Annotated in this window: 4 protein-coding genes; all 4 read right to left on the minus strand. The window is 60.6% G+C overall.

Translation table 11 applies throughout. From position 1 onward, the window contains the following. Positions 1-13,218 carry a non-ribosomal peptide synthetase gene (locus tag JF545_RS18995; protein WP_206944673.1) on the minus strand — a complete coding sequence of 4,406 codons (13,218 nt, stop codon included), beginning with the start codon at positions 13,216-13,218 and terminating at the stop codon, positions 1-3. Positions 13,219-13,862: 644 nt separating this feature from the next. After that, positions 13,863-14,951, minus strand: a complete 1,089-nt coding sequence (locus tag JF545_RS19000) for an isocitrate/isopropylmalate family dehydrogenase (RefSeq protein WP_206944675.1) — start codon at positions 14,949-14,951, stop codon at positions 13,863-13,865. Positions 14,952-15,224: 273 nt separating this feature from the next. After that, positions 15,225-15,842: an FMN-binding negative transcriptional regulator gene (locus JF545_RS19005; RefSeq protein ID WP_206944677.1), complete on the minus strand. Its 618-nt coding sequence runs from the start codon at positions 15,840-15,842 to the stop codon at positions 15,225-15,227. A 65-nt stretch (positions 15,843-15,907) separates the two neighbouring features. Beyond that, positions 15,908-16,669 (minus strand): GNAT family N-acetyltransferase, encoded by a 762-nt coding sequence (locus tag JF545_RS19010; RefSeq protein ID WP_224907521.1) that lies wholly within the window; start codon positions 16,667-16,669, stop codon positions 15,908-15,910. Positions 16,670-16,727: the final 58 nt, after the last annotated feature.

The following is a 16,727-nucleotide window of genomic DNA, read 5'->3' on the forward strand; positions in this document are numbered from 1 at the left end:
TTACGTCTTCAAGGGGTCGGTCAGGTCGTTGACCAGCACCTCGGCGATCCAGTCAACGGCATCCAGCATTCCCATATGGGTCACTCCCGGGCATGGAATGAGGGCGGGTACCGAACGTGAGAACTCGGCAACGTTGTTGTCAAAGACCGAGCTCAGCACCAGATCATCGGGGACACCACCAGGTCTGCCCTCAACGGGCGCCACCTCTTCCAGCGCCTTGAACAGCACGACCTGAGTGCTCGTCAGCGCTCGCTCATGGGCGGAGCGCAGCATGTCACGGTTGACCTCGTACAGCTCCTCCCAGCGGTTCAACAGAAATTCATCCGGCGGGATACCCTTGTTGACCAACTCCTTCTCGAAGTCATCGCGCACGTCCTTGGCATTGCCAAGAAAGTCCGCATCCCCCATGTTGAAGTAGGTGTCCAGCAGGTACAGACGAACCTTGGTGAAGCCTCGCTGCTCCAGCTGCCAGGCCATCTCGGTGGCGATATTGCCGCCCAGTGACCAACCCAGCAGGCGCACCTCCTCATCCACCGCCAGATGCTCCTCCATGACCTTGAGGTAGAGCGCCGCAATATTGATCAAAGAGGCTTCCGGTTGGACCACGGTGTGGTTGTAGTTGTCGATGCCGTAACAGGCGTAGTGCTCGCCCATGGCGTCGACCAACGTCCTGTAAACATCACTGTTGCCGTAGCCTGCATGAACCATGAACAGCTTACTGCCGCTCTCCCTGCCGCCGCCGAGGAAGCGCATCAGCATGCTGAGCTCCTCGCCTTCCCCGCTGGCGATGAACTCGGCCAGCTGGGACACCGTGGTGTAGCGATAGAACGCCGATACGGACACCGTGTGCCCTGCCTGGGCCCGCATCAGGGAAGTCAACTTGATCAGCTTGATCGAGTCTCCTCCCAGCAGGAAGAAGTCATCCTCGACGCCGACCCGCTCATGGCCCAGCACCTCTTGCCACTGCTGGCACAGCTGAGCCTCGAGTGACGTCCTGGGCGCCACGTAGGCTTGGGCGGAGCCCTCCAGGGTCGGTGCAGGAAGCGCCTTGCGGTTGAGCTTGCCGTTGATGGTCAACGGAATCGCGTCAATGAACTGGCAGCTGGCTGGCACCATATAGGACGGCAGCCGCTCCGACAGACGCTGCTTCAAGGTGGCGACCTCGATCTGCTGTTCCTCCGCGGACACCACATAGGCGGCAAGACTTTGCTGACCGGCGTCGCCATAAGCCACCACTACCGCCTGGCGTACCTCCGGCTGAGCCGTCAATGCCGCTTCGATCTCACCCAGTTCAATACGATTGCCCCTGATTTTCACCTGAGCATCATTACGCCCCAGGTAGAGCAGGCCACCATCCGGTAGCCAGCGGACCAGGTCACCCGTGCGGTAGAGACGATGGCTACCGGAACAACGTGCATCCGGCTCCGGCGCCAGCGGGTTTTCGAGGAAGCGCTCCTGGGTCAGGCTGTCACGGTTCAGATAGCCCCGTCCTACGCCGGCTCCACCAATGTAGAGTTCTCCTGTGGCGCCCACCGGGACAGGCCGCATGCCTTGATCAAGAACGTACACCTGGGTGTTCAACAGCGGCGTACCGATCTGCTGGGCGGCGTCTCCAGGGTGATAGCGATGGGCCGTCGCACAGACCGCGGCTTCGGTGGGACCATAGGCATTGTAGAGACGCAGATCGTCCCGATAGAAGCCGTCAAGCAGCTCGGTGACAGGCGCCTCTCCACCCACCACCAGCGTCTTGAGCGAGCGCCAGTGACTCGGGTCAAGCTGCCCCAGCATGACCGGGGGCAGGATGGCCAGTTCGATTTTCTGCTCTTTGGCCACTCGGTCAAGCTCGAGCACATCTCGCCTGACCTCGTGAGAACACACGACACAGCGAAGACCACAGGCAAGGCTGACAAACAGCTCAAACACGCTGGCGTCAAAGATGACGTCGGCGAACAGCAGGCTGGTGGCACACTCTTCCACCCCAAACCGCTGCCGCTGGGCCGCCACCAGATTGACCGCATGACGGTGCTCGATCATCGCCCCTTTCGGCACCCCCGTGGTGCCTGAGGTGTAGATGACATACGCCAGACTGTCCGGCGTTGCGCCCCCTGTCGCGTCGTCTTCCGAGCCCAGCCAAGCGGCGTCATCGGTCAGCGTCACCAGCCCGGGCATCTGCGCCATGTCGGACCACCATTCCTGTAGCCTTGAACGGTACTGCTCATGACACAGCACCAAGCCGAGGCCAGCATCCTCCACGATAAAACGGGAACGCTCGTTCGGATGCTCCGGCGACATCGGTACGTAGGCGGCCCCCGCCTTGAGAATCCCGAGGATGGCCACCACCAGGTCGACATCGCGATCCAGGTAGAGGCCAATCAACGTATCCGCGGTGATCGGTCGCTGGAACAGCTCGGCGTGCTGCTTACGCAGACCATGCGCGACGCGATTGGCTCTGCTGTTCAGCTGCGCATAGCTTAGCTGGACCGCGTCATCGACAAGGGCAATGGCGTCTGGGGTCCTTGCCACCTGGTCCTCAAACAGACCATGCAGGGTCATGGCGGAGGTCAGCGGCTGATGAGTGCTGTTCCACTGGTCCAGCAGTTGCTCTTTCTCCTCCTTAAGCAACAGCTCGATCTCCGAGTGGCGACCGCCCGTCGCCGCGATATGCACCATCTGCCCCACCACATGGGTCAGCCGCTCGAGCAAACGCTGAGCGTTGTCTTCATTCAACCAGCTGGCGTCAGACTCCAGCTTGAACGACAGCCGCCCCTGGTCCATGAAGACGATCAGCGACAGCGGGTAGTTGACCTTTTCCTGGGCGCCGCGCACATGACGCTTGGCGTCTCCGCTTTCACCATCCGCCTTGGCCACCGGGTAATTCTCGAACACCACCAGGCTGTGAAACAGCCGCTGCGCCCCAGGCTGCAGCTCGGCCAAGGGAATTCCACAGTGGGTGTTCATCTCCAGGGTGGTAGCCTGAACAGTGGCGAGCACATCACGTACTCTGCCATCGGCAGGCCAGTCGATGACCAGCGGCAGCGTATTGATGAACAGACCCGCGCTCTGCTCGATCCCCTGCACCGCGATATCGCGCCCGGAAAGCGTCATGCCGGTGATGGTCTGGGAGGCTCCGCTGTAGACCTGCAAGAGCTTGTGCCAAGCCGTCTGCACGATGGTGTTCAGGGTGACACCCAGCTCGTGACACAGAGACTGCATGCCGTCCTGCACCCGCTCCTCCAGCACCAGACCTGCCGCTACCGGGCTCCGTATGACCCGAGTATCACGCCACTCGCGACCCTCGAGCAGCCCCTCCAGACTGGTCTCACCTTCCCAGGTCACCTTCTTGGCGGCCCAATAGGAGCGGGTAGCATCTGCCTGTCGCAGCTGATAGCGCTGAGCCTCGGCGTAGGCATCATCGCGCCCCGGACGAGGATGCTCCCCCCGCTCGATGGCATCGAAGTAGCCATGCAGGCTTTGCCACAACAGGGCGGTCGACCATCCGTCGGTCACCGCATGATGGGTGTTGACCAGCACGGTCACTCCGTGAGTGCCGCGCTGAATCAGCGTGACGCGGAACAGTCCCGGGCGCGACAGGTCGAAACTCTCCAAACGATCCTGCGCCTGAATCTCCTCAATGGTTCGATCATGCTCCTCGAGCGGTACGTCGCTGATATCCCGAAGACGGAAGCAGTGTTCATCCAGGGTCAGTGATCTCGCCACCACCTGCAGGATATCGCCCTCCTCCCAGTCAAAGCCGATACGCAGGCTCGGATAGTGCTCCACCAACAGCTCCCATGCGCGGCGATAGTGGTCGATGCGCAGGCCCTCTGAATAGTCCACCAGCAGCTGCACGCGGTAGGCATCGTCCTCGGGATGATTCAAGGCATGGAAGATCATCCCCACCTGCAGACTGTTGGCGGCATACAGCGCCTCGACATCGTAGCGCTGCTCCAGAGAACTCAGACGAGACAGGGTCAACCCTGTGACATCGAAGTCCGAAGGTGTGCGCACGCCACCAGAGCGCGCCGCACCCATGGCCGTGGCGGCCACCTCTTGAAGTCGCTCCTGCAGACGATCCCTTACCTCGATGGAAACGCTTTCTCCCAGCTGGGTGGTGACGTCGAAGAACAGTTGATCGTCGAGCACGGCGCCGTTGATGTTGATGACAAAACGATCGCGATTGTCCGGCGACATGGCCCGTCCGCAGGGCTCCACCACCAGTCCATAGGTCGCCTGCTGCGGCGCGGAAAACTGGCCAAGATAGTTGAAGCTGATCCGCGGCATCGAGGCTTCCGGCAACCACCCGGCCTGCTTCAGCGCACCGAAGCCAAGACCGCCGTCGGGAATGCCACGAAGCCCTTCCTTGGTCCTGATGATCACCTCTTCAGTGTCACCCTCGGTATTGACCCGCACCGGGTACTGGACCGTGAACCAGCCCAGGGTAGACGACAGGTCGATTCGATCGTCCAGGGGCTGACGACCATGGCCTTCCAGCAGCAGGGTCACGTCTGACTGCTTCAGCACATCTGCCAGCGCCAGGGACACGGCACTCACCAGCAGGTCATTGATCTGGGTGTGATAGCCGGCAGGGGCCTGATGCAGCAGTGCATCGGTGTCCTCTCGAGAAAATTCCAGCGTCGCCGAGGCAGGTGCTTGCAATGCCTGCTGCTGGCACCTTTCCTCGAGCCACTGCTCCCCGCCATCCGCGGCCACGACATGCCGCCAGTAACTGGCCTGCTCGGTGTGCTCCTGGGCGTAGCGATGGACCGCCGCCACCCACTGACGATAGCTGGTGGTCTTGGACGGCAGGCTGCCGCCTTCCAGCAACTGCACCAGATCCCGTGCCAGAATCCGCCAGGACACTGCGTCCACCACCAGATGATGCAGGGCAAAACAGAGGCGCGAGCGGCCATCGTCATAGCCGCTGAGGTGGATCACCTGCCACAGCGGTCCACGCTCGATATCAAACTGGCTCTGATGCCGCGTCAATTCCTGCTGGAGCCACTCATCATCACCCTCCGTCACCGACAGGGTGATCACCGGGGCGGGCATCATGTCCGGTGCATAGCACTGCCGATACCCCGATTTCTCACGCACGAATCGGCAACAGAGCATGTCGTGCTGGTGGCTCAGTGCCACCAGGGCCTCTTGCAGCTCGGGCACGGTCACTCGCTCGGGTATGGCCACCATGAAGGCCTGATTCCAATGCCCCGGCTGGGCAAACTCCTGCTCGAAAAACCACGATTGAATCGGCAACAGCGAGAACGTGCCGGCAAGCCGGCCCTGCTCGGCATCGATGTCGGCCCCATCCTGACGCTGGGCCAGGCGGGCCGCCAGCGACGAGATGCGAGGCGCGTCAAAGATGTCCCGACCCTGCAAGGCAATCCCCGCCTGCCTCAGTCTGGCGACCAGCTGAATACTGATGATGGAGTCGCCACCAATCTGGAAGAAGTCGTCCTCGATGCCGACCCTTTCACGTCCCAGCACCCGCGCCCAATGCTCGCAGAGTGTTGCTTCCAGGGTGGTGCGAGGCGCCACATAGGACTGCTGGCGATCCTCTTCCTCGGGTTCGGGAAGCGCCTGACGATCCAGCTTGCCATTGATCGTCAGGGGAATCGCGTCGATGCAGGTGCAGCTTGCCGGCATCATGTAGGACGGCAGCCGCTCCGCCAGCCGATGGCGCAGCTCCGCCATGCTGATGGTTCGCTCTGGCGCCAGGATCACATAGGCCGCCAGACTCTGCTGCCCTGGCTGACCGTGGGCCACGACCACCGCCTGGCTGATCTCCGGCTGCGACGTCAATGCGGTCTCGACCTCACCCAGCTCGATGCGGTACCCGCGTATCTTCACCTGGTCATCGTTACGTCCGAGATAGATCAGGCTGCCATCCTGCAGCCACCTCACCATATCGCCCGTGCGATACAGACGTGCCCCTTGCTCACCGTGAGTGCTTGCCCCTGCGAAGGGATCCGCCACGAAGCGCTCCCGGGTCAACGCATCGCGATGCAGATATCCGCGGCCCACCCCAGCACCGCCGATATACAGCTCTCCAACGGCACCGACGGGCACCGGCGCCATCTGCTCATCAAGCACATGCACCTGCACGTTGGTCAGTGGCTTGCCGATCTTGGCCGATGGATCCCCAGGCTGATAGCGGTGAGCCGTAGCACAGACGGTGCCCTCGGTAGGTCCGTAGGCGTTGAAAAGCCTCAGGTCCTCGCGATGGAAGCGGTCGAGAAAGTCCCTGACCGGTGCCTCCCCTCCCACCACCAGCGTCTTCAAGGATCGCCAACAGACCGGATCCAACTGCCCGAGCATGACCGGCGGCAGAATGGTCAGCTCGATCTGGTGGGTCTCGGCCAGGTCATTCAACAAGGCCACATCTCGTCTGGCCTCCTGCGAACACAGCACGCAGCGAAGTCCCGACGCCAGACTGACGAACAGCTCGAACACGCTGGCATCGAAGATAATGTCCGCATAGAGCAGGCTGGTAGTGCAATCCAGTACGCCAAAGCGCTCTTGCTGGGCCGCGACCAGGTGGACGGCGTGACGATGCTCGATCATCACGCCCTTGGGGGTCCCCGTCGTGCCCGAGGTGTAGATCACATAAGCCAGGTGATCTTCCTGGGCCATCGGTGCCACGGGCTCAGACGCCCCCAGCCAGTAGGCATCGGCCGCCATCGTCAGCAATACAGGCTTCGATGCCACTTCCTCCATGCATTCGCTCCAGCGGGCCTGATACTCCTGCTGGCAAAGCAGCACTCCCAGCTTGGCGTCGTCGGCCATGAACACGGACCGGTCCCGCGGATGCTCGGGCGACAGGGGGACGTAGGCGCCTCCTGCCTTGAGAATGCCGAGGATCGCCACGATCATGTCGACACGACGGTCCAGGTACAGGCCTACCCGAGTATCGGGTGCCATCGGCTGCCCGGCATGGGCGCTGGCGTACTCGTGGCGCAGCCCGTGAGCGACCTGATTGGCCCGTGCGTCCAGCTCTCGATAGGTCAGCGAGGTGTGCTCATCCACCAGCGCCGTGGCCTCCGGAGTGCGCGCCACCTGGGCCTCGAACAGTCCATGCAGGGTGGCACCAGAACGACGGGGAGCGCTGGTTGCGTTCCAGTGCTGGATCAACTCCCGCTCGCCCTTCAGCAGAAGCGACAGGTCTACATGGTGCGCATCCGGGGCCTCCACGACTTGCCCAATGACCCTCACTAGCCGCTGCAGCAACGCCATCGCATCGGCATCACTCAACCAGCGGCTGTCCGAGTCCAGGCGGAAAATCAGTTTCCCGCCCATCTCTCTGGCGACAAGGGCGAGCGGGTAGTCCAGTTTTTCCTGAATTGCCCGCACTGAGCGCGTCTGCTCCAGGGCGCCGCCCTCTGCCGGGGCTGGATAGTTCTCGAATACCACCAGGCTATGGAACAGCCGCTGCCCACCCTCCTGCAGCTCCGCCAGAGACACTTCGGTGTAGGTGTTCATATCGACGGTTGCACGCTGCACGGCGTTGAGCACATCGCGCACCGTCGCCTTGGCATCCCAGTCGATGACGAGGGGCAAGGTATTGATGTAGAGACCGATACTGTTCTCGATCCCTTCTACGGGCAGATCGCGGCCCGACAGCGTCATCCCGGTAATCGTCTGGGTGGCGCCACTGAACCCTTGCAGCAGCTTGTGCCAGGCCATCTGAACCAGCGTATTGAAGGTCAGACCGGAGGCGTGACACAGGGCCTGCATGCGACGATAAAGGTCCTCATCCACGGTCAAGGCCGACGATAGCGGCTGCTGAACCACCCGCGCCTCACGCCATCCGCGGCCCGCGAGCAATCCGTCGAGCGTTGTGGGGCCCTGCCAGGTATTCCGTTTTTGTTGCCACCAGGCCGCGGAACGTCTGCGATGATTGAGATAATGACGCTGAGCCGCACCATAGGCACGGTCGCGACACACCGTGGGGCAGCGTCCTTGAGCCAGAGCATCGTAGAAGCCATGTAGGCTCTGCCACAGTAGCGAGGTCGACCACCCATCGCTGATGGCGTGGTGAACGGTAATCAGCACCGTGGCGTTGCTTTCTCCTCGACTGAACACGGTAACCCGGAAAAGTCCAGGCAACGACAGGTCAAAACCTTCGTCGCGATCAGCCTGGCGGGCCTCCTCGACGATGTGTTCATGATCTTCCGGGCGAACGGACGAAAGGTCTCGAACCCTGAAATGGCGATCAGACAAGACAATCTGACGTTCTGCCAACTGCAGAATCTCGTCGCCGTCCCAATCGAAGCCAATCCTGAGGCTCTCGTACTGAGCCACCAACAGCTCCCAGGCTCGCCGATACTGATCGAGGTTGACACCCGCCGTGTAGTCCACCAGCACCTGAACACGATACGCATCATCTTCGGGATAGTTCAGCGCATGGGAGATCATGCCCTTCTGCAAGCTCGTCGCAACGTAGACCGCCTCCACATCGCGGCGATCTGTCAGGCGCAGCCACCTCTCCATCGAGATGCCTTGAATAGCAAAATCAGATGGCGTGTGCCTGCCGCTACCACGGGAGGCTTCCAACGCCAATTGCACGACTTCAGCCAGTCTCGTCAGAAAGGACTCGGCCAGCGTGCAGGCGGTCTCAGCCCCTAGGCAGGTCACCAGGTCCACCTGTAGCTCACCCCCGACCACCCGACTGACGACCTGCACTTGTACCCTCGCCATCGACTCGCCAGCAGGACCTGGATCCACCGTGCCGCTCAACTCGGCGTCGAGCAGGTGCTGAGTGTCCTCCGCCACGTCACCCAGGAAGCAAAAGCTGGCCAGGGACTGTGCTCCGCCCTGTAATGCAGAGAGTGACGAAGTGTCTGGCAAAGGGGCTGGCGAAGGTCGCAATAAGGGGGCTGACGAGCCGCCCTGTACCATCGGGGCGAGCGCGCAGTTCAGGTGTGCTCGCACCGCCTCCTTGACCCCCATGACCAAGGTATCCAGCTCCCCCGTCGCCGACACGGAAAGCATGTAGGGGAAGGTAAATTGCCCGACCGTCGCGTCAAGGTCGAGCGAGGCGCTGCCGCCATGACGCCCACCATGATGGCTAGCATGGCGATAGTCTCCCTCCAGCAGCAGCATGATCTCCGGCTGCTCAAGAGTGTCAGCGAGGGCCTGGCTCAGTGCACTGATCAACAGTTCGTCCACGCGGCTATGAAAGCCGGCAGGCGCTTCCTTCAGCAGCACCAGGGTGTCTTCCGTCGACAGTGACCGAGTGACACGCTGCCACTCCTGGCTTGCCCCCGCGACAAGCGCGTCTGCCTCAACAGCATGCCTTTCACCGTCCAACGCAGCAGGTAACGTCTGGCCATCAAGCGTAGAGGCGCTTCCTGACGACTCCACCCACTGGCGAAAACTGCTGGTCTTGGCGGGTAGGGGCTCGCCCGCCAGCAGCCTTTGCAGATCCCGCCGCAGAATCTGCAGGGATGTACGATCTGCCAGCAAGGGATGAACGAACAGCATCAGCGCCCCAGGCTTTCCCGCTCTTGCCGTCAGCGCGGACTGCCACAAGGGGTCCACCGCCACGTCACAAGCCATCCATTGGCGGGCCAAGGCCAGCGCCTGGGTCGTCACGTCATGGTCACACCCCTCGAGGGTCGCTAGCGCAGGCAAAGGGGCGTCGGCGATATAGTGCTGTTGCCATTCACCGTCAACCAGCAAGGGGCGACTACGCAGCATGTCGTGCTGATCTGCAAGCCGCCCCAGGGCGACCTTGATCTCCTGTTCACCGACGCCCTCTGGCGTTTCTACCAACACGAGCTGCCCCGAGTCACGTGCCAGCTTGAAAGCGTCGGTCAGCATACTGGTGGCGGCGCCAGCCTGGTAGGCGCCCGAAGACGCCTCCGCCACCGCCGCTGTGTCATGGTCCTGTGGCAACACGGTTAGCTGCTGCGCGTCCGGCTCCACCTGAGTTGCACTGTCTCCCTGACACCTGCCGGCACCGCTCGAAAGCCAGTGACGTTGGGTCGACGCCAAGGCGAAGGCTCCGGACAGCGTTCCCTGTTCCGCTTCATCGACGCTGATGCGTTGCTGCAGCAGTGCTGCGAGTGACGCGATGCGAGAGGCTTCGAAGAGATCGCGACCCTGCAGGCGAATGCCCGCCTGACGCAGACGCCCCACCAGCTGAATGGCAATGATGGAATCACCGCCAATCTGGAAAAAGTCATCCTCGATACCCACCCGCTCCAGGCCAAGTGCACTGGCCCAGTGTTCACACAGCGATTGCTCCAACGCGGTGCGAGGGGCCACGTACTGATCCTGGCCTATCGCCGTCTGGCTCGGGGCCGGCAACGCGCCCTTGTCCACCTTGCCGTTGATGGTCAACGGAATCGCGTCGATTCCCTGGATGCTTGTCGGCAGCATGTAGGGAGGAAGTCGCTCGGCCAGACGCTGCCTCAGGCTCGCCAGCTCGAGGCTCTGGCCGTCTACCATCACAACATAAGCCGCCAGCGCGTAATGCGGCGACTCCCCCCAGGCAATAACGGCCGCCTGGTGTACGTCAGGCTGGGCCACCAAGGCGGCTTCGATCTCGCCGAGCTCAATGCGGTAACCCCGCACCTTGACCTGGGTATCGTTACGTCCGAGGTATAGCAGGTGACCACTAGGCAACCAGCGCACCAGGTCTCCGGTGCGGTAAAGTCGCGTATGCCCGAGGGCGCGCTGTTCATCCGTGGCAAAGGGGTTGTCGACGAAGCGCTCCCGGGTCAGCTCGTCCCGACCAAGATACCCCCGGGCAACACCAGCCCCACCTATGTAGAGCTCACCAATGGCGCCTATCGGCACCTCAGCCATGTGCTTGTCCAGTACATGCGCCTGAACATTGACCAATGGCTTGCCAATCAGTGCCGCCGGATCACCGGGATGGTACTGGTGCTCGGTGGCACACACGGTGCCTTCGGTGGGTCCGTACCCATTGAACAGGCGCCGCCCCTCTATAAAGAAACGATCCATCAACTTGGCGGTCGGCGCCTCCCCCGCGACCACCAGTGCCTTCAACGACGACCAACGCTTAGGATCGAGCTGGCCAAGCAGTACTGGCGGCAAGGTGGCCAGTTCTATCGCCTGCTGCTCGGCCAAGTGATCCAGCAATGCAGGATCGTGTCGTGCGGCCTGGGAGCAGATCACACTCTTCGCCCCCATCAGCATGCCGACGAACAACTCGGACACGCTGGCATCAAAAATGGTATCGGCATATAGCAGGCTGGAAGCGCAGGAAAGGCCATTGAGAGGTGCCTGCTGCGCAAGTACAAGATGCACTGCATGGCGGTGCTCCACCATTACACCTTTAGGCTGCCCAGTGGTACCCGAGGTGTAGATGACATAGGCGAGATGGTGATCGCTGGCCACCTTAGGGGGGCGTGTCTCTTCACCTAACCAGGCGGCGTCCGGTGTCATCGTCAACACGATGGGGCTATCGGTCACGCCGCTCAGGCCATCGCGCAGTCGCTCCTGATATTGCGCATGACACAAGATGAACGCAGGAGCGGCATCTGCCGCGATAAAACCCAGGCGCTCGCCAGGGTGCTCTGGCGACAGTGGGAGATAACCGGCGCCTGCCTTCAGCGCACCGAGTATCGCGACCACGAGATCCACGGTGCGATCCAGATAGAGTCCTACCAAGGAATCTGGCGCCAGCGCGCTTCCGCGCTGCTGCTCACTCTGGAGCCGCAGTCCATGCGCCACACGGTTGGAGAGCACATCGAGTTCCGCAAAGCTCAGGGTCACCTGGCCGTCGGTCAACGCTGGCGCCTGTGGCGTCTGACGTACCTGGGCCTCGAACATATCGGTCAGGGTCGTGCCCACGGGCAAGGGAGCCGTAGCCGAGTTCCACTGACGCATTGCGGCGAGATCATCTGCACTGGGAAGACACAGACTGGCGACCGTACGGTCCGCTGCCCGCACGCCTCGCGCCATGAGATCGATCATGGCACTCATCATCTGCTCGGCATCCGACTCACTGAAGTAGTGATCGGAATAGATCAAACGAATCTGCAGGCTCCTGCCACTACCGTAGTCCAGCAGCTTGATCTGCAGTGGAAGGATCACATCCGTGGGATTGAGCTCTTCTGTATAGGACGCCACCTGATCGTCAAAATTGTTGTACATCATGACGATGTCGCAGTGATCCTGAGTGCTGTCCTGCTGCATTCGCCGCACTTCGGCGGCCGGATAGCAGCCGTGTCTGAATGCCTTGAGGGTGTTTCGCCCCGCTCTCGCCACCAGGTCGGAGAACGACGCCTCTCGCATCTCTGTGACTGGACAGTGCACCAAGGCCGCATTCGCCTGCATCCCGATGGTCTGCTCTGCACTCTTGCCGCGACGCCCATGGAGAGCCAGACCAAAGACCAGGCTATCTCCCGCCGTCTGTGTCGCAAAATGACAGCCACAGGCAGCTATCAAGACGCTCAGGGGGCTGGCACCCGTGCTTTCACAATATTCTTTGATCGAGCGGTTCACCGCTTCAGGTAGATCTCGGTTCAGCCACTTTCCTTGCTGCTTGGTAGAGCTTCGGTACCAGGCATTCAGACGCGTCACCTCGTGGGATGACAGAAAGTCACGCCAATACGCCTCGTCCTTGCGATACCTGGAAGAGCTCAAATACTCGCGAGCCGAATAGACTTGTGGCAGATAGGCGGGAGACGCCTTCAACCACTCGACACTGGCGTCATCGAGAAGACATTGATACGCCTTTCTCAATGATTCTCGCAGCACCGCCAGGCCAACACCATCGACAAAAACGTGGTGAGTCATCAAGCACAGAAAGTAGGAATTATCACCCAACCCTAGCAAGCTTAAAGACACAGGACCTGTGGATCTATCCGTAAAGTCTGGCGCCCCACCAATCTGCTGTTTCATCCATTCCCTGGCGGCTGACCGGGGATCTTCTGCCTGAGAAAAGTCCAGGCATTCCAGTGATGTCTTCAGTTCACCAAACGGCAGCACCTGCTGGCCTACGCTCCCGTCAGGAGCGATCTCCAGCACCAGCCGCAGGCAATCGTGCTGCTTGACCAACAGCGTCCAGGCGTCAGCCAGGCGTTCCACTTCGCTCTGAGAACCCAAGCGAACTTCATCGTACCACCCCAGTCGAAACTTCGAACTCTTCGGCTCGATCATCTGGGAGACATAGACGCCTTCCTGGACAGGATGTAGAGGATGGATAGCGGATTCTCTTGATGCATCTGAGAGCAATGAAGCAGACATGATCTTGGGCACTCAATTAACGGACTTATTCCGCCATAGATAACCCAACACCACCCACAAAAACACCCTGAACGACATCCAGAGTCAATCACTGACAAAAAAAGGTACGACAAAGCACAGGCCAGGCTAAAAGTGCATAAATATCGCACGGACATCCCACGCAAAAAAGCCAATATAAACGCAAACAAGAGCCACAACAACCACACAAGAAACAGCGCAAAAAGTCCAAAAAAACGCAGAAATGTATGAAACATCATCTACTGAATGATGAATTTTCTCACACCACAAAAGACATTAACTGCTTCAATAGAATCTGTTATATCGGTTTATCTTTATTAGGTATGACCAAGTCAATATGCACACACATCACTAACATTGATGGGAACAGCAAGAACAACACATAGCTGCCCTGACCTTTCCCCTCATCAGCCGCTCGTTGAAAAGGATCTTACTCGCACCCAGCGCCGAGCCCAGTGCCGAGCCCAGTGCCTTAGAACAGCCGCTCGTCTCGGGAGTGACGAGAGCTACCGACAAAGAAAACCGCCAGACCATTGGTCTGGCGGTTTCGCCGTTGATTCAGCCGAACGCTATACCGAGCCTCCAAATCATCAAGCCCCAATATCACCAAGCCCCTGTATCAAGCCCTATGTGCGCCCCAACTGATCCAGCACCGCTTCGGTGAAGACTCGACATCCCGCCTGTCCGCCAAACTCGCGGGGGCGGTGCAGGCCAGCTTCCAGCACCTTATCAATCGCCAGGCGAAAACGCTCCGCCGCCAGCGACAGTCGCTCATCATGGTGGCCCGAGGCCAACCATTCGAGCATCATGGCCCCGGACAGCAGTGTCGCGATCGGGTTGGCGGCATCCTGCCCGGCAATATCCGGTGCGCTGCCGTGGGCTCCCTGGAACAGGCCATGTCGGTCACCAAGTTCCGCCGATGGCGATACGCCCATACCGCCCACGGTGGCAGCACCAAGATCGGAAATGATATCGCCGAAAAGGTTCTCTGCGACGATGACATCATAGAAGTCGGGACGTTTGACCAGGTGGACCGTCATGGCGTCCACGTAAGCGTAGTCCCGCTCAATGTCATCGAAGTCGACGCTGACCTGGTCACAGACCCGTCGAAAGAAGGCGTAGCTTCTCAAGATATTGGCCTTGTCGCAGACGGTCACGCGGTGCTTTCCATCGCGAGGGGCACCTTGACGTCGGCGCGACAACTCACAGGCGAAGCGCGCTACCCGTTCGGTCCCCTTGCGAGTGATCACCAGACTATCGCTGGCCATCTCGTCTCTGAGCACCACCCCCGCTCCGCGGCTGGCATACAGCCCTTCAGTGTTCTCACGCACGATCACGTAGTCGATGGTGCCGGGCTGGTGATGCCTCAGCGGCGACTCCACCCCAGGCAGCAGCCGAATGGGCCGCACGTTGGCATACAGGTCAAGGCCAAAGCGCAGCTTCAAGTGAAGGTCGTTGCCCACTTCGGTGCCATCGTCATAGGTCACCCCAGGAAGCCCCGCAGCCCCGTGCAGAATGGCATGGCTGTCTCGGCATGCCGCCAGCGTCTCTGCAGGTAACACCTCTCCGGTCTTTTGATAGTGACCTGCACCACCATCCAACCACTCAAACGTCAGTACATCCGGCCCCAGCAGGGCGTCCAGCACCCTTACCGTAGCCTCAGTGACCTCTGGGCCAATGCCATCACCGGCAATGGTTGCGATGCGATAGCTCACGTGGCGTCCTCTTATGGTTATTGTGTTCAAGAGAACGATCATAACGCATGATTCGGGCATGCTCGGAGAGCATCTTTCCAACGACGGGTAGACAACGGTTCGCACCGACATCGTGTTTGCTTGCCGATCGCTAGGGTTTGTACGAAAAGTCGACGAGCGAAGGTTAGACAAGGAAAAAATCGGTGAGAAAGCGCAGTTTACAGGGTGTAAATGAGCATTTTGATCCGATTTTTAACGCCGTATTACCGAGCGCAGGCACTTTTCAGACAAGCCCTAAGACAATCCACTCAGCAGCACGGCCGTCCCCCCACTTCGGCCTTGTGCCTCAAGCCCCGCGCGAATCCCCGCCCGCTCTTCGTCGCTCTTGTTCTGGCTGGCCTTGTGCTTGCCGCTCAATGACTCCACCACCAACTCTACCCCTACGATGCCTCGCTGCATTTTTTGCAGGTAGTCATGTGGCGCATCGTCGATGCTCCACGGGTCGTCCCTGGGCTGTTCAAAACGATCCACCAGGTCACGCAGGTGTGAGGCGAACCAATCACCATCTTCGGGAAAGCTCAGCTGGCCTTGCGCGTGCACCACCTGATAGTTCCAGGTAGGCACCACACGTCCATGAACCTGCTTATCGGGATACCAGCTCGGGGAGATATAGGCATCCGGGCCCTGAAACACCGCCACCGCGTGCGCCAACCGGCGTTGCCACAGACGATTGCCACGTGCGATGTGCCCTCGCAGTACAGTACCTCCCGACGTCTCCGTGTACAGCAGCGGCAGGTGGTTGATATGCATACCATCGTCGCCATGGGTCACCAGTGTTGCGAAGGGATGGCGCTGCATCACTGCCACCATGGCGGCATGCTCCGTCATGGTAAAGTGCTTGGGTTGGTACATAGTTCGTGTGTCCTTGGTAGGGGTATAGAGGCGTCAGGTGTGGAGTGAATGGTGGCGCGTCAGATCTACGCACCACGCTCGACAACCGCCTTTGTCATGGCGGACAGTGACCGCTTCTGCCGCCCGTGCTGATCAAAGTTGTCAGCTGCCAGCCACTCACGATAGAGCGGCTCCAGCAGGCGCCATTCGTGATCCAGCAGAGAAAACCAGGCGGTGTCGCGATTGCGGCCTGCCACTATCCGGTGCTGGCGAAAGATGCCTTCAAAGGTGAAGCCAAGCCGCTCGGCGGCACGCCGCGAGGGCGCGTTCAACGCATCGCACTTCCATTCAAGGCGGCGATACCCCAGCGCAAAGGCATGAGCGGCCATCAGTATCAGGGCTTCACTGGCCATGCGCGTGCGCGACAGAGCGCGCGAGAAGCTGATGTGTCCCAGCTCGATGGTGCCATGCTCAGGTTCCAGATTGAGCCAGGACGCGGTACCCAGCGCCTGGCCTGTGTGATGGTCGACGATGGCCACAAACACGGGGTCCGACTGCTTGGCCCGTTGCTCTGCCCAGCGGTAGCAGCCAGCTGCGTCATGGAAGGGACGCCCGCCCAGGTAGGTCCAGCGCCCGACACCATCGTCTGGATCGCTCGGATCGTTGCCTTTCCAGGCCTCCCACAGCGAGCGCGCGTGACGCTGGCCATCGAGTCGCTCGACCCGGCATTGCTGACCTTGCAACGCCTCGCCAGAGGGGATTGGACAAGGCCCATTCCAGCCCTTCACCTCGGCACCCACTGGTTGACCGAAGGCACTTTTACCTTCCCTGCTACCGTCCATCGGCATAGTTCACTCCTTTCTCTCTTTGCTGCCCGAGGGTAGCTGCCTGAGGGTCGCTGCCCGA

The sequence above is a fragment of the Halomonas litopenaei genome, from assembly GCF_017303055.1.
GTDB classification, from domain to species: Bacteria; Pseudomonadota; Gammaproteobacteria; order Pseudomonadales; family Halomonadaceae; genus Halomonas; species Halomonas litopenaei_A.

Coding starts and splice junctions, on each gene's coding strand:
- JF545_RS18995 (WP_206944673.1), bottom strand. CDS start 13,218: ATGTCTGCTTCATTGCTCTCAGATGCATCAAGAGAATCCGCTATCCAT.
- JF545_RS19010 (WP_224907521.1), bottom strand. CDS start 16,669: ATGCCGATGGACGGTAGCAGGGAAGGTAAAAGTGCCTTCGGTCAACCA.
- JF545_RS19005 (WP_206944677.1), bottom strand. CDS start 15,842: ATGTACCAACCCAAGCACTTTACCATGACGGAGCATGCCGCCATGGTG.